23 protein-coding genes are annotated in these 17,424 nt (G+C 58.0%); 9 read left to right on the top strand and 14 right to left on the bottom strand.

What is annotated here, in order from left to right:
* Position 1: 1 nt before the first annotated feature.
* Entirely contained in the window at positions 2–574 is a 573-nt protein-coding gene (locus ASTEX_RS00510; RefSeq protein WP_013477642.1) for a PadR family transcriptional regulator, read from the bottom strand.
* A 166-nt stretch (positions 575–740) separates the two neighbouring features.
* Here ASTEX_RS00510 and ASTEX_RS00515 point away from each other — a divergent pair, with 166 nt between their 5' ends.
* Both ASTEX_RS00515 and ASTEX_RS20205 read left to right on the top strand, forming a co-directional pair.
* Positions 741–920 (top strand): VOC family protein, encoded by a 180-nt coding sequence (locus tag ASTEX_RS00515; RefSeq protein ID WP_013477643.1) that lies wholly within the window; start codon positions 741–743, stop codon positions 918–920.
* A 64-nt stretch (positions 921–984) separates the two neighbouring features.
* Positions 985–1,131: a hypothetical protein gene (locus ASTEX_RS20205; RefSeq protein ID WP_218918628.1), complete on the top strand. Its 147-nt coding sequence runs from the start codon at positions 985–987 to the stop codon at positions 1,129–1,131.
* Here the strand turns inward: ASTEX_RS20205 and rimM are convergent.
* A complete protein-coding gene (rimM, locus tag ASTEX_RS00525; RefSeq protein ID WP_013477644.1) occupies positions 1,128–1,670 on the bottom strand; it encodes a ribosome maturation factor RimM in 543 nt (180 codons plus the stop codon). The two genes, ASTEX_RS20205 and rimM, sit on opposite strands and share 4 nt — an antisense overlap.
* Entirely contained in the window at positions 1,670–2,323 is a 654-nt protein-coding gene (gene fsa, locus ASTEX_RS00530; protein WP_013477645.1) for a fructose-6-phosphate aldolase, read from the bottom strand. The genes rimM and fsa overlap by 1 nt, the downstream gene beginning before the upstream one ends.
* A 91-nt stretch (positions 2,324–2,414) precedes the next feature.
* Between fsa and rimO the strand changes: the two genes are divergently transcribed.
* Entirely contained in the window at positions 2,415–3,827 is a 1,413-nt protein-coding gene (gene rimO / locus ASTEX_RS00535) for a 30S ribosomal protein S12 methylthiotransferase RimO (RefSeq protein WP_013477646.1), read from the top strand.
* On the opposite strand, the gene ASTEX_RS00540 is transcribed toward rimO, so the two are convergent.
* Positions 3,824–4,474, bottom strand: a complete 651-nt coding sequence (locus ASTEX_RS00540) for a CatB-related O-acetyltransferase (RefSeq protein WP_013477647.1) — start codon at positions 4,472–4,474, stop codon at positions 3,824–3,826. The two genes, rimO and ASTEX_RS00540, sit on opposite strands and share 4 nt — an antisense overlap.
* 43 nt (positions 4,475–4,517) lie before the next feature.
* Entirely contained in the window at positions 4,518–4,985 is a 468-nt protein-coding gene (locus tag ASTEX_RS00545) for a hypothetical protein (protein WP_144004579.1), read from the bottom strand.
* Positions 4,986–5,088: 103 nt separating this feature from the next.
* Here ASTEX_RS00545 and ASTEX_RS00550 point away from each other — a divergent pair, with 103 nt between their 5' ends.
* The 3 genes from ASTEX_RS00550 (at position 5,089) to ASTEX_RS21035 (ending at position 7,432) form a co-directional block, all read left to right on the top strand.
* On the top strand, positions 5,089–5,514 hold the full coding sequence (locus ASTEX_RS00550; RefSeq protein WP_013477649.1) for an Hsp20 family protein: 426 nt from the start codon (positions 5,089–5,091) through the stop codon (positions 5,512–5,514).
* A gap of 96 nt (positions 5,515–5,610) precedes the next feature.
* Positions 5,611–7,146 (top strand): succinyl-CoA:acetate CoA-transferase ScpC, encoded by a 1,536-nt coding sequence (gene scpC, locus ASTEX_RS00555; protein WP_013477650.1) that lies wholly within the window; start codon positions 5,611–5,613, stop codon positions 7,144–7,146.
* Between the two features lie 7 nt (positions 7,147–7,153).
* Positions 7,154–7,432 (top strand): CPBP family glutamic-type intramembrane protease, encoded by a 279-nt coding sequence (locus ASTEX_RS21035; protein WP_425358992.1) that lies wholly within the window; start codon positions 7,154–7,156, stop codon positions 7,430–7,432.
* Position 7,433: 1 nt separating this feature from the next.
* On the opposite strand, the gene ASTEX_RS00560 is transcribed toward ASTEX_RS21035, so the two are convergent.
* The 7 genes from ASTEX_RS00560 to ASTEX_RS00590 form a co-directional block, all read right to left on the bottom strand.
* Positions 7,434–7,907 carry a PTS sugar transporter subunit IIA gene (locus ASTEX_RS00560; RefSeq protein WP_013477651.1) on the bottom strand — a complete coding sequence of 158 codons (474 nt, stop codon included), beginning with the start codon at positions 7,905–7,907 and terminating at the stop codon, positions 7,434–7,436.
* A gap of 266 nt (positions 7,908–8,173) precedes the next feature.
* Positions 8,174–8,797 carry a ribosome hibernation-promoting factor, HPF/YfiA family gene (hpf, locus tag ASTEX_RS00565; RefSeq protein ID WP_013477652.1) on the bottom strand — a complete coding sequence of 208 codons (624 nt, stop codon included), beginning with the start codon at positions 8,795–8,797 and terminating at the stop codon, positions 8,174–8,176.
* Positions 8,798–9,031: 234 nt separating this feature from the next.
* A complete protein-coding gene (rpoN, locus tag ASTEX_RS00570; protein ID WP_013477653.1) occupies positions 9,032–10,534 on the bottom strand; it encodes an RNA polymerase factor sigma-54 in 1,503 nt (500 codons plus the stop codon).
* A gap of 87 nt (positions 10,535–10,621) precedes the next feature.
* Entirely contained in the window at positions 10,622–11,413 is a 792-nt protein-coding gene (gene lptB, locus ASTEX_RS00575) for an LPS export ABC transporter ATP-binding protein (RefSeq protein ID WP_013477654.1), read from the bottom strand.
* Between the two features lies 1 nt (position 11,414).
* Positions 11,415–11,945, bottom strand: a complete 531-nt coding sequence (gene lptA / locus ASTEX_RS00580; protein ID WP_013477655.1) for a lipopolysaccharide transport periplasmic protein LptA — start codon at positions 11,943–11,945, stop codon at positions 11,415–11,417.
* A gap of 23 nt (positions 11,946–11,968) precedes the next feature.
* Positions 11,969–12,625, bottom strand: coding sequence for an LPS export ABC transporter periplasmic protein LptC (gene lptC, locus ASTEX_RS00585; protein ID WP_013477656.1), 657 nt, complete (start codon positions 12,623–12,625; stop codon positions 11,969–11,971).
* 31 nt (positions 12,626–12,656) lie between these two features.
* The gene (locus tag ASTEX_RS00590; RefSeq protein WP_013477657.1) at positions 12,657–13,277 is read right to left on the bottom strand and encodes a ribonuclease D; all 621 of its coding nucleotides are present in this window, start codon (positions 13,275–13,277) and stop codon (positions 12,657–12,659) included.
* Positions 13,278–13,472: 195 nt separating this feature from the next.
* Between ASTEX_RS00590 and ASTEX_RS00595 the strand changes: the two genes are divergently transcribed.
* From ASTEX_RS00595 to ASTEX_RS00605, 3 genes are all read left to right on the top strand, one after another.
* Positions 13,473–15,155 carry an MFS transporter gene (locus tag ASTEX_RS00595; protein WP_013477658.1) on the top strand — a complete coding sequence of 561 codons (1,683 nt, stop codon included), beginning with the start codon at positions 13,473–13,475 and terminating at the stop codon, positions 15,153–15,155.
* Between the two features lie 216 nt (positions 15,156–15,371).
* Entirely contained in the window at positions 15,372–16,172 is an 801-nt protein-coding gene (xth, locus tag ASTEX_RS00600) for an exodeoxyribonuclease III (protein ID WP_013477659.1), read from the top strand.
* Complete coding sequence (locus ASTEX_RS00605) at positions 16,169–16,633, top strand: hypothetical protein (RefSeq protein ID WP_013477660.1); 465 nt, start codon at positions 16,169–16,171, stop codon at positions 16,631–16,633. The genes xth and ASTEX_RS00605 overlap by 4 nt, the downstream gene beginning before the upstream one ends.
* Here the strand turns inward: ASTEX_RS00605 and ASTEX_RS00610 are convergent.
* Both ASTEX_RS00610 and ASTEX_RS00615 read right to left on the bottom strand, forming a co-directional pair.
* Positions 16,630–17,028, bottom strand: coding sequence for a DUF3052 family protein (locus ASTEX_RS00610; RefSeq protein WP_013477661.1), 399 nt, complete (start codon positions 17,026–17,028; stop codon positions 16,630–16,632). The two genes, ASTEX_RS00605 and ASTEX_RS00610, sit on opposite strands and share 4 nt — an antisense overlap.
* Positions 17,028–17,360 carry a hypothetical protein gene (locus ASTEX_RS00615; protein WP_013477662.1) on the bottom strand — a complete coding sequence of 111 codons (333 nt, stop codon included), beginning with the start codon at positions 17,358–17,360 and terminating at the stop codon, positions 17,028–17,030. Before ASTEX_RS00615 ends, ASTEX_RS00610 begins: the two co-directional genes overlap by 1 nt.
* Positions 17,361–17,424 lie beyond the last annotated feature (64 nt).

A 17,424-nucleotide genomic window follows, 5' to 3' on the forward strand; every position in this document is an offset into this window, starting at 1 on the left:
CTCACGACCTCTCGATACGGCGGGCCAGATCGTCGATACCATCGACAATAGCGTGCAGTTCATCCTGCGTTAGCGGGCGGGCCGCTCGATTGCGCAGAGCCGCCTTGAGATTGTCCATCGCGCGAAAGATGGGCGCGAAGTCCGGACCCTCCGGGGCGCTTTGCGGGGCCTCGGTAAACAGACGCTCTACCTCTTCGGCGCGTTCAGCCAAAAAGGCCGTACCCGCTTCGGTAATGGTTGCGACCTTGCGGCCTTCGGTGTCGGGGGTGATGGTGATAAAGCCGCCGTCTTCCAGCCAGCTCAGAGCCGGATAGACAATGCCTGGCGACGGCGCATACTGACCGTTGAACCGGTCGTCGATGGCACGGATCAATTCATAGCCGTGACTGGGCTTCTCGCTGATCAGGCTGAGCAACACCAGCCGCAAGCCGCCATGCCCGAAACCGCGACCACCACGCCCGCCCCGGCCATGCCGACCGGGTCCGCGCTCACCAAACGGGCCGCCGCGGCCCTCTTCGGGCCAGCCGCGATGATGACCACCGCCTCGCCCGCGTCCAAAGGGAAAGTCCCTCATGATTCAGATACCTTTCTGAGTTTGCATACCTATCAGGATCACGATGAAGTTCGGGTGTCTCTGATACAATTTAGATATATCTGAATTATGTTTGAAATAAGGCTGATATTCTTCCTCCCTACACCGCCTGCGGCTTTAGGCTGTTCGTTATAGAAGAGCGTTCTGGATGATGAGTTTCAAGGTCACGCCGCAAGGGGCTTTCGCGGTATTTATTCTGACCAAGGAAACCATGGCCCACATGAGGGGCAAAAACGGCGACATCATCTCTCTGACGCAAACACCAAATGGCGGCTTGAGACTGACGCCCTATGATCCGGATTTTGAGCGCCAGATGCCGCTGACTTAGCTGCCGCCTATGAATTGGGCATCGCCAAAAATCGCGGCTTTAGCGATGGCAACCGGCGCACAGCATGGATGGTGGCACGTCTATTCTGGCCGACAATGGCTATCGGCTGAGCTTCGATAAAAGGGACGCTATCCGCACCGTCAAAGATGTAGCCGGCGGCAAAGTTTCGGAAACCGAACCGGCGAAGCGGTTTCGCGCGCGCTTGGCTTAATCCAATGCGTCTTGATCTGTCTCCAGCGGCTCATTTACCACCACCTCTTGCGGCGGGGAAATCACCACATAGCCCGCGCCGATATTCACCTCCGGCACGTTTTCGCGGGTGAACATCAGGTAGTAGCTGGCGCCGCCTTTGGGCTGGATGTCGAGCAGATCGCCGGCGCCGAAATCCTCAACGCCTTTAAGCCGTCCGATCACCGACCCGTCAGTGCTACGCACCTCAAGGCCGATCAGGTCGGTGATATAGAAATCGTCTTCGTCCTCGACTTCGGGCAGGTCTTCACGGCGCACATAGAGTTTCAGCCCCTTGAGCGCGTCGGCCTTATCCTTATCGCTGATGCCTTCGGCTTTAACGACCAGAGCGCCCTTATGGACACGCGCCGCCGTAATAACCAGCGCGGGTTCGCCGCGCGGGTTATACAGGGGATTATACTCCAGAACGCTTAGCGGATCATCCATATGACTGATCAGCTTGAATTCGCCACGCACGCCAAAGCTGGCGGCGACCTGGGCCACGAACACCAGTTCCGTCATCAGAGAATGCTTTGACCCGTGCTGGCCCAGTCGGCGAGGAAGGTTTCCAGACCCTTATCGGTCAGGTCATGCTGGAACATGGCCTTGATGACCGCCGGCGGCAGGGTGGCGCAATCGGCTCCGGCAATGGCGGCCTGAGCGACGTGAGTGGTGTTGCGCAAAGACGCTGCCAAAATGGCCGTTTCGAACTCATAATTGTCGAACACGGTGCGAATGTCGCGGATGAGCTGCATGCCGTCTTCGCCACGATCATCGAGGCGTCCGACGAAGGGCGACACGAAGGTGGCCCCGGCTTTTGCCGCCAAAAGCGCCTGCGTCACCGAGAAACACAAGGTGACATTGGTCATGAGACCCTGATCAGAAAAGACGCGCGTGGCTTTCAGGCCATCGACGGTCAGCGGCACCTTGATCACCACATTGTCGGCGATCTTGGCGAGCTTTTCGCCTTCAGCGACCATCTGATCGAATTCTGTGGCCGCGACCTCGGCCGAGACCGGGCCATCGATCATGGCGCAGATTTCCTTGGTGACCTCAAGGATATTGCGGCCCGATTTGGCGATGAGGGTCGGATTGGTGGTCACGCCGTCGATCAGGCCCGTATCATTGAGTTCGGCCAGAAGCGCGGTGTCGGCGGTGTCGGCAAAGATCAGCATGGTTTTTCCTTGGGCGTCTTTGTGTTTGGAGGCATTTGCGTGTATGAGGCCGCATTAATCCGTATAACAGAGCAAGTTCAAGTTTTTTTGCATGAGTAACGCCCCCGCCGCTTCTGACGCCCCCAAGGTTGGTTTTGTCTCGCTTGGCTGCCCCAAGGCGCTGGTCGATTCCGAACGCATACTGACGCGCCTAAAAGGCGAAGGCTATGCCACGGCCGCCGAATATGCCGGAGCCGATGTGGTGGTGGTGAATACCTGCGGCTTTCTGGATTCGGCACGCGACGAAAGTCTGAACGCCATCGGTGAAGCTCTGGCCGAAAACGGCAAGGTCGTGGTGACCGGCTGTCTGGGGGCCGAGGCTGACCTGATCCGCGAACGCTTTCCCAATGTCGCCGCCGTCACCGGGGCGCATCAGTACGAAGAGGTGATGGAGGCGGTGCGCCGCATCGTCCCGGCCAAACCCGACCCCTTCCGCCCGCTGGTGCCGGAGAATGATCCGGGCGTGCGACTGACACCAAAACATTATGCCTATCTGAAGATTTCCGAGGGCTGCGACCACCGCTGTTCTTTCTGTATCATTCCGTCTCTGCGTGGTGATCTGGCTTCGCGCCCGGTCGACGAGGTCTTACGCGAAGCGGAGGTTCTGGCGGCCAACGGCGTTAAGGAACTGTTGGTCGTGTCGCAGGACACCTCCGCCTATGGGCTCGATATCCGCTATGCCGAGGGCCGCTGGCGCAACGACTATTACAAGGCTTCGTTTGAAGACCTGTCGCGGGGTCTGGGTGAGCTGGGCATTTGGGTGCGGATGCACTATGTCTATCCCTACCCGCACGTGAACAGCGTCATCCCGCTGATGGCCGAAGGCAAGATCCTGCCCTATCTGGACATTCCCTTCCAGCACGCCAGCCCAAAAGTGCTGAAGGCCATGCGCCGCCCAGGTAATCAGGATAAGACGCTGGACCGCATCCTGAGCTGGCGCGAAATCTGCCCCGACCTGACCCTGCGTTCGACCTTCGTGGTCGGCTTCCCCGGTGAGACCGAAGCCGATTTCAATCTGTTGCTCGACTGGCTGGAAGCGGCGCAGATTGACCGCGTCGGGGCCTTTGCCTACGAAAACGTCGAGGGGGCCGCCGCGCGCGACTTGCCCGACCACGTGCCGGAAGAGGTCAAGCAGGACCGTCTGGCGCGTTTCATGGCGGTTGCCTCGCGCATCTCGGCGCAAAAGCTCCAAAATAAGGTCGGTCAGGTGGTCGATGTTCTGGTGGACGAAATCCGCTCAGACGGCGTCGCTGTGGCCCGCACAAAGGGCGACGCCCCGGAAATCGACGGCCATATTTACCTGAAAGGCTTTACCGGCTTGAGCGCCGGGGACTATGCGAAAGCTAAGGTGACGCGCGCCGATGCCTACGACCTGTGGGGTGAGCCGGAGGGGCTGATCAAGCTCAACCGCGTGCCGACCGCGCGTCCAGCAGGCCGCACGCACCGCCTGATTTCGCGAATTTAAACCCGAACGGCCCTAAGCGCATCTATGTCTGCACCCTCAATTGCTGGCAGATGTGCTTCGATTACCTCGACAGGCCAGTCCCACCACCGGATGGCCAGAAGGTCGCCGATCACCTCTTCGCTGAAACGCTTGCGCACTGTTTTTGCTGGATTCCCAGCGGCGATCGTGTAGGGCGGTACGTCTGAGCTCACCACAGCACCCGTGGCGATGATGGCACCGTCGCCGATGGTCACGCCAGGCATAATGATCGCCCCATAACCTATCCAGACGTCGTTACCGACAGTGGTGTCTCTTGCCGGCAGCTCACCATAGTCAGCCATGCGTTCAGGATTGAAGACGCGGAAGGGATAGGTCGAAAAGCCGCTCATCGGATGATTGGCTGACGAAGTAATGAAGGTGGTGCCGTGGGCGAACTGACAGAATTTCCCGATGGTCAGTCGTTCTTTGGAAAATGGAAACAGATAGGGCGCCAGCACGCTCAGCGGATCGTCAGGCATCTGAAAATGGCTGAAATAGCTGTAATCCCCGGCGCTGAATTGCGGGTGAGACACAGCCACGTTGAGATGTACGGTGTTGGTTACCGACTGACCATCGGGCAAGGTGATGGGGTTGCGCTTCGTCGCGTCCAAACCGATGAAACGAGCCATGGAACACCTCTTTGAGAGCTATGCCCGAAAACCGTCTCCAGCGTCAGGGCACCAGCCAGAAACCAAACCGCGAAATCGGATGCGCTATGTCCTTAAGCGGCCAGCCCTGCTGTGACGCCAGCGCCTTCAGCGTGCGACGCGGTGCCAGCACCCAGCAGCGTTGCGACAGGTGCCAGCCGTCCTGGCTATGAGACTTCGGGATGAAGTAAAGGTCGTGGGCGTCCATTTCGATGCTTTCGATCTGATCGAGCCGTAAAACCTTGCCGTCAGGCGCGGAAAACTCGCGGCGTTCGGGGTCGTAACTGAACAAGGGCTTATTCAGCACACTCAGACTGATCATCCCAAACAACAAAAGGCCCAGCAGGACCAGACCTATCTCCTTGCCCTGCGTCACCATCAGCGCCGCCCAGAAGGGCGCTATCAGCATCAGGGCGATGGTATAGGTGTTGAGCAGGGTAGCGCTCCAGCGCACCTCTATCACCGAGGTTTCAGGCGTGTCTTCAGAAGTCATGCACATGCCATATCCCGAAGTGACGCCGCATTCCACCCGCATTTTACGGTCGGTACTTGCAGGGGCGCGAACAAGCACGCATATCGGAGGCACGGAGAAAGCGATGTCCCGGTTTATAGTGTTCGACAGCCCGTTCTTGCTGGGGTTTGATGAGACCCGCAGCCTGATTGAACGCGTGAGCCGCGCCTCTGACAACTATCCGCCCTATAATGTCGAAGCGCTTTCGGTCAATCACCTGCGCCTGACCGTAGCCGTGGCAGGCTTTACCCCCGACACGCTGCGTCTGAGCCTGCAGGGGCCGCAACTGACGCTTCAGGCGTTTAAGGAACCGGGCAAGGAGCCCACAGAGACCAATCCGCGTGAATTTATCCATCGCGGCATCGCCCAGCGCGGCTTTACGCGAAGCTTCGTCGTCGGCGAAGGATTCGAGGTCGAAGGCGCGGTAATGGAATACGGCTTGTTGCATATCGACCTCAAACGACCCCAAGCGCCCGAGGACGTGCGCATCATTCCCATTAAAGCAAGATAATTTCACCTATGCGCATATAGTCGCACCAGCGAAAAACGCCTTGCACGGGTTAGAGCCACGGAGTCATTACTCCCGCACAACCCGGAGTGTGCGTTGATGACCAGCCCGACTGCCAGCCCAGCCCTCGCGCTGGATAGCGAAATCCTTGCGCGTATTCGTTGCCCAGACCTGCTGACACGCATCGCCACACCGGATCAGGCCGCCAGCTTGATCCACGACGGCATGACCATTGGTCTGAGCGGTTTCACCCGTGCCGGTGATGCCAAGGCCGTGCCTTTGGCCTTAGCCGAGCGCGCCAAAAGACACCCTATGAAGCTGACGGTCATTACCGGGGCCTCTCTGGGGCACAATACCGATAAACTCCTCTATGAGGCCGGGCTGCTCGCGCGGCGAATGCCGTTTCAAGTGGATGACACCCTGCGCGCCGCCATCAATCGCGGCGAAGTGATGTTCATTGATCAGCACCTGTCCGAGACCGTCGAGGCCCTTCGTTCGCGACAGGTCGGCCCTGTCGATATGGCAGTGATCGAGGCTGTGGCCATTACAGAAGATGGCGGCATAGTGCCGTCCACCTCGGTTGGCAACAGTGCCTCCTTCGCCATATTGGCCCCCAAGGTGATCATCGAACTGAACCTCACCTATTCGGCAGCCATGGAAGGCATGCACGACATCTACATACCGGCCAAACGCCCGTCGCGCACGCCCGTACCGGTCGTAACCTGTGACAGCCGCGTCGGCACGCCATATATCCCCATCGACCCGGCAAAGATCGCCGCAATTGTCATCACCCGTGAGGCCGACAGCCCGGCGCGCGTTGCGACGCCCGATCCGGCGACCACCGCCATCAGTGCGCATCTGGTCGATTTTCTGCAAAACGAAGTCAAGAAGGGCCGTTTGCCGCCGTCGCTTAACCCCATTCAGGCCGGCATCGGCGTTATCGCCAATGCGGTCTTAAGCGAGCTGAACCGGTCGGACTTTCAGAATTTGCGTATGTATTCCGAAGTCTTGCAGGACTCAACCTTTGAGCTGATCGATTCCGGCAAGCTGCTCTATGCTTCCGGCTGCTCGGTGACGCTCAGCGCGCCTTGGGCGGAGCGCGTGTTCAATAACATCGAGGCCTATCGCGACCGCATCATCCTGCGACCCCAAGAAATTTCCAACCACCCGGAAGTCATCCGTAGACTTGGTATAATCGCCATCAACACGGCTTTGGAATTCGACCTCTACGGCAATGTTAACTCGACACATGTGGGCGGTACACACATGATGAACGGCATCGGCGGTTCCGGCGACTTTGCCCGCAATGCCTATCTGTCGATCTTTGTCGCTAAGTCGCAGGCCAAGAGTGGCGCCATCTCCGCCGTCGTGCCGATGGCCAGCCATGTCGACCATACGGAACACGATGTCGATATACTGATAACAGATAATGGACTTGCCGACCTGCGCGGTCTGGCCCCGCGCGAACGGGCGCGTCAGGTCATCGCCCACTGCGCCCATGCCGATTACCGCGACCTCTTGAGCGACTATTTCGAGCGAGCCTGCCGCGAGCGCGGCGGGCAGACCCCGCACCTGTTGTCTGAGGCCTTTAGCTGGCACGAACGCTACACCCGCACCGGTCAGATGAAACCCTAAGTGCTTGTTGCGCCCCTCTATTTCGGCCCTATCCTGGCTAAATGTATCTCGGCCAACACGACGTCGCGATCCGGGCAGGGGCTGGGGCGCGTTTTTGTCCTGCGTCCTGTTCGGATTCACGCACACCTTTGACCCTTCGCACGGCCATTACTCTTTTGATGCCATCATGATGGCTTTAACGAAGATCCCTTCGTTTCTTGCTGCGTGGATTCGTTTGAGGGCACGCAACCTTCTCTTGCCGGCGTTGTTTCACAACTTCGGCAATTCTATCTCGCCGTTGATTTAGATCAGGCCGCGTGGCTGGCTTCGGTGCGGTTGAGCAGAGCATAAAGCGCATCCGCCGTATCGACCTGACGCAGTTGCTCGCGCAGTTCCTTCTGACGCAGGATGCGCGACACCTTGGCCAAAGCCCGCAGGTGTTCAGAACCTGCCTCCTGGGGCGCAAACAGGGCGAAAATCAGATCGACGGGCACATCGTCGATGGCCTCATAGCTGACCGGTGTTTCCAGACGGATAAAGACGCCGTGCATACGGGTCAGACCTGGCAAGGCCGCATGGGGCACGGCCACGCCCTGACCCACGCCGGTCGAGCTGAGTTTTTCGCGCTCCAGCAGGCCCTGAAGGATGGAATCGGCCTCGAGGCCATAGGTCCCAAGCGTCCGCTCCGCCACGTCGGCGACAATCTGCAAGGCATTGCGCTTGGAATTGGCGCTTACCGGTCCGGCGACGCTGTTCCGGTCAAGCACTTCAGTGAGGAACATACCATATCCATCAGGTTTGCGGGCACAGGACCGATAGGGTCATGCGCGGCCATCCGCCGCTCAAACAGCGGTACGCGACCGCGCCAGCCCTTACAGACAGCGCCCACTCAAGTCAACTTCGGCTCTTTGACCTGTTTATGAAATTTTAGTGGCGACACACCGCTTTAGGACAGGCTCTCGATCTAATCGAGCGAGAGCCTACTCTAACCCTTCCGCTTTGACGCGACCTTTATCCTAAAAGGGCGTGCGCCGTTTCGGAATGCGCCTTAATGCGCCTTTCCGTTGAGTTTCGGCTTAGTACGTTCCGGGTCGATCCAGCCGATATTACCATCGGGGCGACGGTAAAGCACCGACAGACCCCCATGGCCCGCATTGCGGAACATGATGACCGGGTAGTTCGAAAGCTCCAGTTCGGCCACCGCCTGCGAGACACTCAGCGTGCGAATGGCGGCTTCGGTTTCGGCAATGATCATCGGTTGGGGCGGGCTGTCGTGGTCCATACCGTCGTCCAGCTCAGGCTCATCGTCGATCAGGTCGCTGCCCTGAATGACAGTCAGCGGGGCCATTTCGTGCTTGGTCGGCGTATTGGTCGGATAATGATCCTTCAGACGGCGCTTATAGCGGCGGATACGCTTTTCCATGTGGTCAAGTGTACCATCAAAGGCCGCGTGGGCGTCGCCGCCAAAGGCATGGGCGACAAGAGTTTGACCGGAGGCAAGGCGCACCCAGCAGTCGGCCTTGAACTGATGGCCCTGCTTTGAAATCGTCACTTCGGCAGACGCGCCGCCGCGATCGAAGTATTTGGTAATCCCCGCATTGAGTTCGGTTTCAATGCGCTCCTGAAGCGCAGCACCCAATTCAACTTTTTTCCCGGTAACCTGTATTTGCATGGCGATAACTCGCTCCTTTAATCTGCAAAGACGTCGCCACACTGGAGGGCGGGCGACCTTGAGCCCCAGCCGTGTTTACGGACCGTGGGTCCGTCTTCGACTGTACGCTTCTGGGTTCAGATGAAAAATCAAGAAATTGTGTAGGGACTGCGACCGTAAATCGCAGCCTTCGCCTTGAATTTTAACGGTTAATTACCCACAACCTGCGCCAACGATTGCGCAGTAGAACCGGACTTAACGGATCATCCGCTTGCGCTCGACCGAAGACGGTATGCGCAGGGCTTCGCGGTACTTGGCCACGGTGCGGCGGGCAATATCGACGCCGGCCTCTTTGAGAATTTCGACAATGCGGTCGTCAGACAGCACTTCGCCAGAGGACTTTTCACCCTCAATCAGGTGCTTGATCTTGTGACGCACCGACTCCGCCGAATGGGCCTCAGAGCCATCGGCCGCGGCAATGGCCGAGGTGAAAAAGAATTTCAGTTCGAAAACGCCGCGCGGCGTCGAGATATACTTATTGGTTGTGACGCGAGAAATGGTGGATTCGTGCATCCCCACAGCCTCCGCCACCGTCTTCAGGTTCAACGGACGCAGATGTTCGATACCATAGACGAAGAAGCCGTCCTGCTGACGCACGATTTCCGCCGACACCTTGAGGATAGTGCGAGCACGCTGGTCAAGGCTCTTGATCAGCCAGTTGGCCTGGGACAGGCATTCGCTGAGATAGGTCTTTTCCTGATCCGAGCGCGCGGAGGTCACGACCTTGGCGTGGTAGGTTTGATCGACCAGGACACGCGGCAGAGTGTCGCTGTTAAGATCGACGCGCCAGCCGCCCGAAGGATCTTGACGCACGAACACATCCGGTACCACACCCGCCTGGGGTTCCGCCCCGAAGGCGGCGCCCGGACGCGGTGTCAGAGCCTTCAGTTCACGGATCATCTCAGCCAGGTCTTCGTCGTCGACGCCACAGGCTCCGCGAAGCGCACTCAAGTCACGGCGCGCGAGAAGCTCCAGATTGTCGATCAGCGCCGCCATGGCCGGGTCGAAGCGATTGCGTTCGATCAGTTGCAGTTTCAGGCATTCCGGCACCGAGCGCGCCATGACGCCCGTCGGTTCAAAGCCCTGACAGACAGTCAGAACCTTTTCGATCAGATCCATAGCGCAGCCGAGGCGTTCAGCGATTTCCGTCAGATCCGCGCGAAGGTAACCGCCCTCGTCTACAGCATCGATCAGGATTTGCGCCACTGCCATTTCAGGTGCGCTAAAGCCCGCGATCAGGGCCTGATCCATCAGGTGTTCAGCCAGCGTCTTCTCGCGGCTCATGGCTCGGTCGAGCGTATCGCCGTCACCATCGAACCCGCCGCCCTTACCGGCACGGGTCCAGTCAATCATAGGCCCGTCGCCTATGTCGGAAGACGCCACAGGTTCGCGCACCGTCGGCTCATCGTCGCCATACACATCGCCTTCAGAGGCGTCGAGATCAGAATTGGCCTGCTGCGTATCGCGGTCAGAAAGTTCCAGCTCACCCCGTTCGTCGCGAGGCAGGTCTGACTCGGTGTCAGGGCTATCGGGTTCGTTATCTTCGCGCAGCAGTAGCGGGTTACGCTCCAGCTCGGCCTCGACCACAGCCTCGAGTTCAAGGTTGGACAATTGCAGAAGCTTGATCGCTTGCTGCAACTGGGGCGTGATGACCAGCCCCTGCCCTTGTCTAATTTCCAGCCTTTGCCCTAATGACATAAGCCGGAGCTTAGACGTGAAGACCTTAAATAAGGTTAACCCCTCTTCTCAGGCCGAAATAACCCGTGGACAGCCTCTAAGAGTGGGTTAGCCGTCGAAATTTTCGCCCAGATAGACGCGGCGTACTTCCGGGTTATGACGAATCTCGTCCGGCGTCCCTTCGAATAGCACTTCACCGGAGTGGATGATCGACGCGCGGTCGATAATGTCGAGCGTTTCGCGCACATTGTGGTCGGTGATCAGGATGCCGATACCACGGTGTTTGAGATAACCCACCACATCCCGGATATCCGAAATCGCGAGCGGGTCGATACCCGCAAAGGGCTCATCCAGCAGGATAAAGGACGGATTTCCGGCCAGGGCGCGGGCGATCTCGACACGTCGACGTTCGCCCCCTGACAGAGCGGTCGCCGGCGATTTGCGAATATGGGCGATGTGCAGTTCTTCGAGCAGACGCGTGACTTCGGCGTCAATCTGCGAACGATTGGTCAGGCGCAGTTCCAGCACGGACTCAAGGTTCTGTTCAACAGACAGCCCACGGAAGATAGAAGATTCCTGCGGCAGATAACCAAGGCCCATGCGTGCGCGCTGGTACATGGGTTGGGAGGTGATATCGTGTCCATCAAGACTGATAGTGCCATAGTCAGGCTGCACGAGGCCCGTGATCATATAGAAACACGTCGTCTTACCAGCACCGTTGGGGCCAAGCAGACCCACGGCCTCTCCGCGCCGCAGGGACAGCGACACGGTTTTAACCACCGCGCGCTCCTTGTATGACTTGCCTATGCCTTCGACGCGTAGCCCGTTGGTTGCATCGGGTATCTCGGCGCTTCGCACATCCGCGGCGTTGCGCACATCGAGTAAAGGGGCTGTGGTCATGTCACTGGGGCTTCTTTTGGGTCGAACCCTGATCCGGGTAGAAGACACCGCGCACGCGGCTCTTGCTGCCTGACGTAGGCACCCCGTCCATGCTCGATTTTTTGGCGCCGACATTATAGACAAGACGGCTGCCTTCCATGACGTTCTGTCCCTGCTTAAGGACCACGTTGCCCGTCATGACTAAAGTGTCTGTACTCTTGGTATAGACCGCGCGGCTACCGGTCATCACCTGGTCGTCAACGACGTAATAGACATTACCCGTGGCTTCGGCCGTGGACAAGACGTCCCACTTACCGGTTGCCTGGTTCTGCCCATAGGTGACGGTCACCTTATCCGCCCGCAGACGCGACGTCTCCTGGAGGAATTCAACGCTGCCGGTAAAGGTGGCTGTGTGGTTGCCTTCGTCGGCTTCGAATGTATCCGCGGCGTAGCCGATGGGGCTTTCCTTGGTCGGCACAAACTGCGCCCAAGCTACCGGTGCCGTGAGGCACAAAGCGACCCCCATCACCCATACTTTTGTTCTGATCGTCATAGCCGGATAAATCCTTCAAAAATTCAGTCTTCGCCGCCGGAAAGCGTGCCGGTGACCTGCTTGCCCGGCTTACCGTAGAACGCAACCTTGCGCCCGTTCTGCTCCACACGAAACGCCTGCGCATTTACCGTACCGGTCTGCCAACGACCCTCAACCGGCTTATCACCTGTGATTACGGCATTCTGGAGATCAACTTCAGCGGCGTGTGTGCGCAGCGATAATCCATTTCCGGAACTCAGCGTCACATCCTTGTTCACCGTGAACCGACGTTTGGTGTCGTCATAAATCCCGGCTGCGCCTTCCAGAGCCGACGGGCGACTGTTCTCCGATCGGATTTCCAGACGCGGTGCCGTCAGGCTAACCACCGACGCGTTACGACCCTTACGCACAGCCTCCAGGCCCCGCATCTCATAGCGCTCACCATTGCGGCTGCGATCGGTGTAAAACGGATTGGTCATGCGGATGTCTTCACCCGTTGCCGAGTAAACGTTCATCGAATTGATGACGCTCTGCACAATGATCCACACGATCATAACGACGATCAGTCCGATGATCAGGCCTGGGAAGATAATGCGCAGACGAGAGATCTTGCGCGAACGCTTTTTCCAAGCCAGCGCTTGAGTAGTCAGGCGCTGGCGGGCATCAGCAAGGTCGTGCGTCGCGGTTTCAATGGCCGGCATGACGGCAGAAATCCTCGTCTGCGAAGCGTTTTCAGCTCCATGAGTGGGCGAATATATCCGTATCTTCCCAACCTGCCAAATCCAGTTTGACGCGGTGCGGTAAAAAATCGAAACACCCCTGCGCCAGTTCGGTGCGGCCTTCGCGGGCCAGCATGGTATCGAGTTTTTCACGCAAGGTATGTAGATGCAGCACATCCGACGCGGCATAGGCCAGTTGTTCCGGCGTCAGGGTCTGAGCCCCCCAGTCCGAGCTCTGCTGCGCCTTGGAGATATCGACGGACAAAAGCTCACGCACTAGGTCTTTTAGACCATGGCGATCGGTATAGGTGCGCGCCAGCTTTGAAGCGATTTTGGTGCAGTAGACGGGTGCCGTCACCACGCCCAGATGCAGAAGGAACATGCCGATATCAAAACGCCCGAAATGGAACAGCTTTAACACCTTCTCATCGGTGAGGAGGGCCTTCAGATTGGGGCAGTCGTAGGCCGGGCGGTTGAGCCGCACCACGTGAGCGTCACCATCGCCCGCCGACAACTGCACAACGCACAGGTCGTCACGCCCAAAGCGCAGGCCCATGGTTTCGGAGTCGATAGCGACGACGGCGCCCAGATTAAGGCCGTTGGGCAGATCGCCTTCATGATAATGGATGGTCACGCTTAGAAAACCTCTGACTTTGTATTTGGTTCTGGCCTAAGCCATAGGTGTTGCGCCGTCAATTCCTGTCGGCAAAGGCGTGGCGAAACCGATTGTTTGCTGTTCTTTGCGTAACACCCCCCTTGTCAGGCCGCGCGGCTTCGATCAAATGCGCAGTCGATCGCATAACAGAGTTAATCATAACAGGGTCAATCCATGTCATCACACCCGCAGGCAGACAGCGTGCAGAAGGAAGGCGGTCTGCGTACCATTGTGGCAGCCTCCGCCGCCGGTACGACCTTTGAGTGGTACGACTTCTTCATATTCGGGGCCCTGACCTCGATCATCACGAAGAACTTCTTTACCGGTCTTGATGACACCACCGGCATGATCCTGGCGTTGCTGACCTTCGCGCTGGGCTTCCTCTCACGGCCCTTCGGCGCGTTGTTGTTTGGTCATATCGGTGATCGAAAAGGTCGCAAGGGCACCTTTCTCTACACCATACTCTTAATGGGGGTGGCCACAGTGCTGATCGGCTTTCTGCCCACCTATGAACAGGCAGGGATATGGTCGCCCTTGCTGCTTGTGGGTTTGCGCATCCTTCAGGGCATCGCGATGGGCGGTGAATATGGCGGGGCTGTGATTTACGTTGCGGAACATGCCCCAGCGGATAAGCGCGGGGCCTATACGGCGTGGATTCAGGCCTCGGCATCGCTGGGACTGGTGATCGCCTTGCTGGTCGTCTTTCTGACCCGCACCATCGTTAAGGAAGAGGCCTTTGGTGACTGGGGCTGGCGCATTCCATTCATCGTCTCCGCCGTACTTCTGGCGATTTCAGTTTATATCCGCGCCAAAACCGCTGAAAGCCCCGCCTTCCGCGCTCTGCACGACAGCGGCAATATCTCCAAGGCCCCGTTCAAGGAAGCCTTTGGCCAGTGGTCGAACTTGCGTCAGGTGCTGATCGCCCTGTTCGGTTTCATGACCGCGCAGGGCGTGGTGTGGTACACCACCTTCTTCTACACGCAAGTGTTTCTCGAAAGGAGCGTCAAGCTGGCGCCCACCACCGTCAACCTGCTTGTAATGAGCATTTCGATCGTCAGCGCGGTACTTTACGTCGTCTGGGGTCAGTTGTCGGACCGCGTGGGACGCAAGCCGGTGATGATCCTTGGCATCGCCATTGCGGTGCTGAGCTTCGTGCCGGGCTTCCACCTGATGGCGCGCTTTGCCAATCCGGCGCTGGATGATGCCGTCAACCGCACGCCGGTCGTCATCTTTGCAGACCCGCGCAAGTGTTCGGTACAGTTCGACCCGGTGGGAAAAGCGCAGTTCACCTCGTCCTGCGACCTCGCCAAGTCGCTGGTAACGGGGCTCGGTGTGCCCTATATCAACAAGCCGACTGAGCCTGGCGCGACGTTTGCTACCGTACAAATCGGAGATCGCACCATTGCCGTGCAGTCGGGCGACAAACTGTCGAAGGCCGAACTGGCGACGCTAAAGACCAATGCTGTAACCGATCTCAAGGCGGCGCTGAAGGCCGCTGGCTATCCCGAAGCCGCCGATCCGAAGCGCGTCAACGTACTGGGCATCTTTGGCGTGCTGTTTGTCTTCACGGTAGGGGCCACAGCGCTCTATGGCCCGATGGCGTCAGCCCTTGTTGAAATGTTCCCGACGCGCATTCGCTATACGGCCCTATCTCTGCCCTATAACATCGGCACCGGCTGGTTCGGCGGCCTTTTGCCCGCCATCTCCTTCGCCATGGTCGCCGGCTCAGGTAACCTATTCTTCGGTCTGTGGTATCCGGTAATTGTCGGGGCTACCGCCATCGCAGTCGCCCTCATCTTCATGAAGGAAACGCGCGGCCGTGACCTGCACACTATGGAGGATCAGCCCGGCGTGTAACGGCGGGATTAATTCGCCTGAAAAACGAAAAAACACGGAAATGTGCATTGAGTTTTTCCACAACCGTGTCATTATTCCCACAGCTCCCGACGGAGTGTATGTGGCGGCTTTGACGTCCCGTGAGTGCGTTTTTCCCTTTGTCTCTTCGTGTTATGTGCCAAACATCTGACCCGGTCAGTCTCACTGACCGGGTTTTTTATGCGTCAGGAAGCCGTTATGCGTTTGTCGATTGCCTCATGGAACATCAACTCGGTGCGGCTGAGGATTGATCAGGTCATACGTTTTCTCGATATGGCGCGCCCGGACATCCTGTGCCTTCAGGAAATCAAGTGCCAGAACGGTGAGTTCCCACGCAAGGCCTTCGAAGACGCCGGCTATCCGCATATCCTCGTCACCGGGCAAAAGGGTTGGCACGGCGTGGCGCTGGTGTCGAAGCTGCCATTTGAAATCAACGAGATTTTGCCCTTTTGTCGCCGCGGCGAAGCGCGCGTTCAGGGCATACAGGTCGCGGGCATCGACCTTTGGAACTTCTATATACCGGCAGGCGGTGACGTTCCCGACCGCCAAGCCAATGACAAGTTTGATCACAAGCTGGAATTCTATGAGCGCCTGACCGCGCACCTGAAAACGCGCAATCCCGATGCCCCCCTTCTGATTGCCGGTGACCTCAATATCGCGCCCGGCGAAAACGACGTGTGGAGCCATCGTCAGATGCTGAAAGTCGTAAGCCATACCCCGCCGGAGCTGGAGGCGTTTGCTGACCTGATGGCGGCCGGCGGCTTTCATGACGCCTTCCGCGAACTATGGCCCGAACCGCAGAAGCTGTTTACGTGGTGGAGCTATCGCGCCGCCGATTTTCGCAAGTCCAACCGCGGGCTGAGGCTCGATCACCTGCTGATCAATCCCGCCTTGAAGGCGCGCATCACCTCGCCTATAGCCGCCGTCATCCACGACTCCGTTCGCGAATGGGACCGGCCGTCGGATCACGCCCCTATTCAGATCGAGTTCGACCTATGACCGAAGACACCTTGCCCGCAGAAGCTGGGCTACCCGCCGACATTCTGGCCAAGGCCGATTTTCGCTTCAATGAATATGCGTGGAGGATCAGGGATATCCCCGAGGTAATCCGCGCCGCCACGAAGGCCGGATTTATGAGCCTCGGCGGCCAGCTTCAGATCCGTATCCCTGATGCCATCGGCGAATGTCACTGGGTCGAAACCGACCCGGCGGGCCTCGCCCCCACTGACCTGCCGTGGGACGTGCGCATCCGCATGATCGAACAGGTGGCCCTCGAAGACTGGGAAGACCTCAAAAAGCACTTCGACTTCGCCGAGCAGGTCAAGCTCGCCTTTCCGGCCGTGCTGGAACCCTATCTGGCCAAGGGCGGCAAGCTGGACGATGCCCTGTGGTTCACCTGGTACGTCATCGACGAGGACAGCGAGCGCCAGCACCGCGAAGCGGAGGGGGCGGAGGGTTAGCGCAGCTCTTTACGCACCACCAGCTTCAAACCCGACCAAACGTTGCTGACGGCGCAGACCTTCACATCGACAAAGCCCAGCGGCAGGCAGACCTCGCGGATAACGTCTTCGGTAATATCGGTCGGCACTTTTGAGGCCTTCTTGGGCCACGATACCCAGACCATGCCGTCCGATCTCAAGGCCCCGCGCCAGTGCGTCATCGCCGTTTCCAGCACCGCACGCTCGGTGGCAAAAATGTGCACCAGCTCCGGATCATCGACGCCGAATTCCACGCCGTCGGGCAAGGGTTCAAGCCAATTTTTATAGTCGTTGGGTGCGCCGAGCACAGCCGCCCGCATCGCCGGTTTGTAACCGAGCTTCTTGGCCAATGGTGTGCCGGAATAGCCGGACGTCATTAATAAATCTCTTCTAAATATAGAACGACCTTAAAAGTCCCTTCGCATGTGTTCAATATATTCAATGTCTCATTAAAAATTTCAAACATTTTGAGAATTTTTTGAGTTGGTTTAAGTTCTAAGGTTTCATTTTCATAAGTTGGATATGTAATACCAAAATCTATGTGGGGTTGCTCAATATCTCCTATAATTTCATACGTCTCCAAAATTACGGGAGCGCAATTCTTGCTCTTAGCGTAATTAATGACTTGTTGAGCTAGTTCTATAGACATGAGCGGGGTTCCAATCGCCGTCAGTCCAGCTTCATATAATTTGTCAAAAACATCGCTCATCACTACATCCAAAGAAAAAGCCGAAGTTCCAAGAACTCCGGCTCACTCCAACTAACGGGTGCAG

It is taken from the genome of Asticcacaulis excentricus CB 48, assembly GCF_000175215.2.
GTDB lineage: Bacteria > Pseudomonadota > Alphaproteobacteria > Caulobacterales > Caulobacteraceae > Asticcacaulis > Asticcacaulis excentricus.

What these genes read in the sequence shown, in the direction of transcription:
- ASTEX_RS00510 (WP_013477642.1), bottom strand. Translation starts at nt 574, where the DNA reads ATGAGGGACTTTCCCTTTGGACGCGGGCGAGGCGGTGGTCATCATCGC.
- ASTEX_RS00515 (WP_013477643.1), top strand. Translation starts at nt 741, where the DNA reads ATGATGAGTTTCAAGGTCACGCCGCAAGGGGCTTTCGCGGTATTTATT.
- ASTEX_RS20205 (WP_218918628.1), top strand. Translation starts at nt 985, where the DNA reads ATGGATGGTGGCACGTCTATTCTGGCCGACAATGGCTATCGGCTGAGC.
- rimM (WP_013477644.1), bottom strand. Translation starts at nt 1,670, where the DNA reads ATGACGGAACTGGTGTTCGTGGCCCAGGTCGCCGCCAGCTTTGGCGTG.
- fsa (WP_013477645.1), bottom strand. Translation starts at nt 2,323, where the DNA reads ATGCTGATCTTTGCCGACACCGCCGACACCGCGCTTCTGGCCGAACTC.
- rimO (WP_013477646.1), top strand. Translation starts at nt 2,415, where the DNA reads ATGAGTAACGCCCCCGCCGCTTCTGACGCCCCCAAGGTTGGTTTTGTC.
- ASTEX_RS00540 (WP_013477647.1), bottom strand. Translation starts at nt 4,474, where the DNA reads ATGGCTCGTTTCATCGGTTTGGACGCGACGAAGCGCAACCCCATCACC.
- ASTEX_RS00545 (WP_144004579.1), bottom strand. Translation starts at nt 4,985, where the DNA reads ATGACTTCTGAAGACACGCCTGAAACCTCGGTGATAGAGGTGCGCTGG.
- ASTEX_RS00550 (WP_013477649.1), top strand. Translation starts at nt 5,089, where the DNA reads ATGTCCCGGTTTATAGTGTTCGACAGCCCGTTCTTGCTGGGGTTTGAT.
- scpC (WP_013477650.1), top strand. Translation starts at nt 5,611, where the DNA reads ATGACCAGCCCGACTGCCAGCCCAGCCCTCGCGCTGGATAGCGAAATC.
- ASTEX_RS00560 (WP_013477651.1), bottom strand. Translation starts at nt 7,907, where the DNA reads ATGTTCCTCACTGAAGTGCTTGACCGGAACAGCGTCGCCGGACCGGTA.
- hpf (WP_013477652.1), bottom strand. Translation starts at nt 8,797, where the DNA reads ATGCAAATACAGGTTACCGGGAAAAAAGTTGAATTGGGTGCTGCGCTT.
- rpoN (WP_013477653.1), bottom strand. Translation starts at nt 10,534, where the DNA reads ATGTCATTAGGGCAAAGGCTGGAAATTAGACAAGGGCAGGGGCTGGTC.
- lptB (WP_013477654.1), bottom strand. Translation starts at nt 11,413, where the DNA reads ATGACCACAGCCCCTTTACTCGATGTGCGCAACGCCGCGGATGTGCGA.
- lptA (WP_013477655.1), bottom strand. Translation starts at nt 11,945, where the DNA reads ATGACGATCAGAACAAAAGTATGGGTGATGGGGGTCGCTTTGTGCCTC.
- lptC (WP_013477656.1), bottom strand. Translation starts at nt 12,625, where the DNA reads ATGCCGGCCATTGAAACCGCGACGCACGACCTTGCTGATGCCCGCCAG.
- ASTEX_RS00595 (WP_013477658.1), top strand. Translation starts at nt 13,473, where the DNA reads ATGTCATCACACCCGCAGGCAGACAGCGTGCAGAAGGAAGGCGGTCTG.
- xth (WP_013477659.1), top strand. Translation starts at nt 15,372, where the DNA reads ATGCGTTTGTCGATTGCCTCATGGAACATCAACTCGGTGCGGCTGAGG.
- ASTEX_RS00605 (WP_013477660.1), top strand. Translation starts at nt 16,169, where the DNA reads ATGACCGAAGACACCTTGCCCGCAGAAGCTGGGCTACCCGCCGACATT.
- ASTEX_RS00610 (WP_013477661.1), bottom strand. Translation starts at nt 17,028, where the DNA reads ATGACGTCCGGCTATTCCGGCACACCATTGGCCAAGAAGCTCGGTTAC.
- ASTEX_RS00615 (WP_013477662.1), bottom strand. Translation starts at nt 17,360, where the DNA reads ATGAGCGATGTTTTTGACAAATTATATGAAGCTGGACTGACGGCGATT.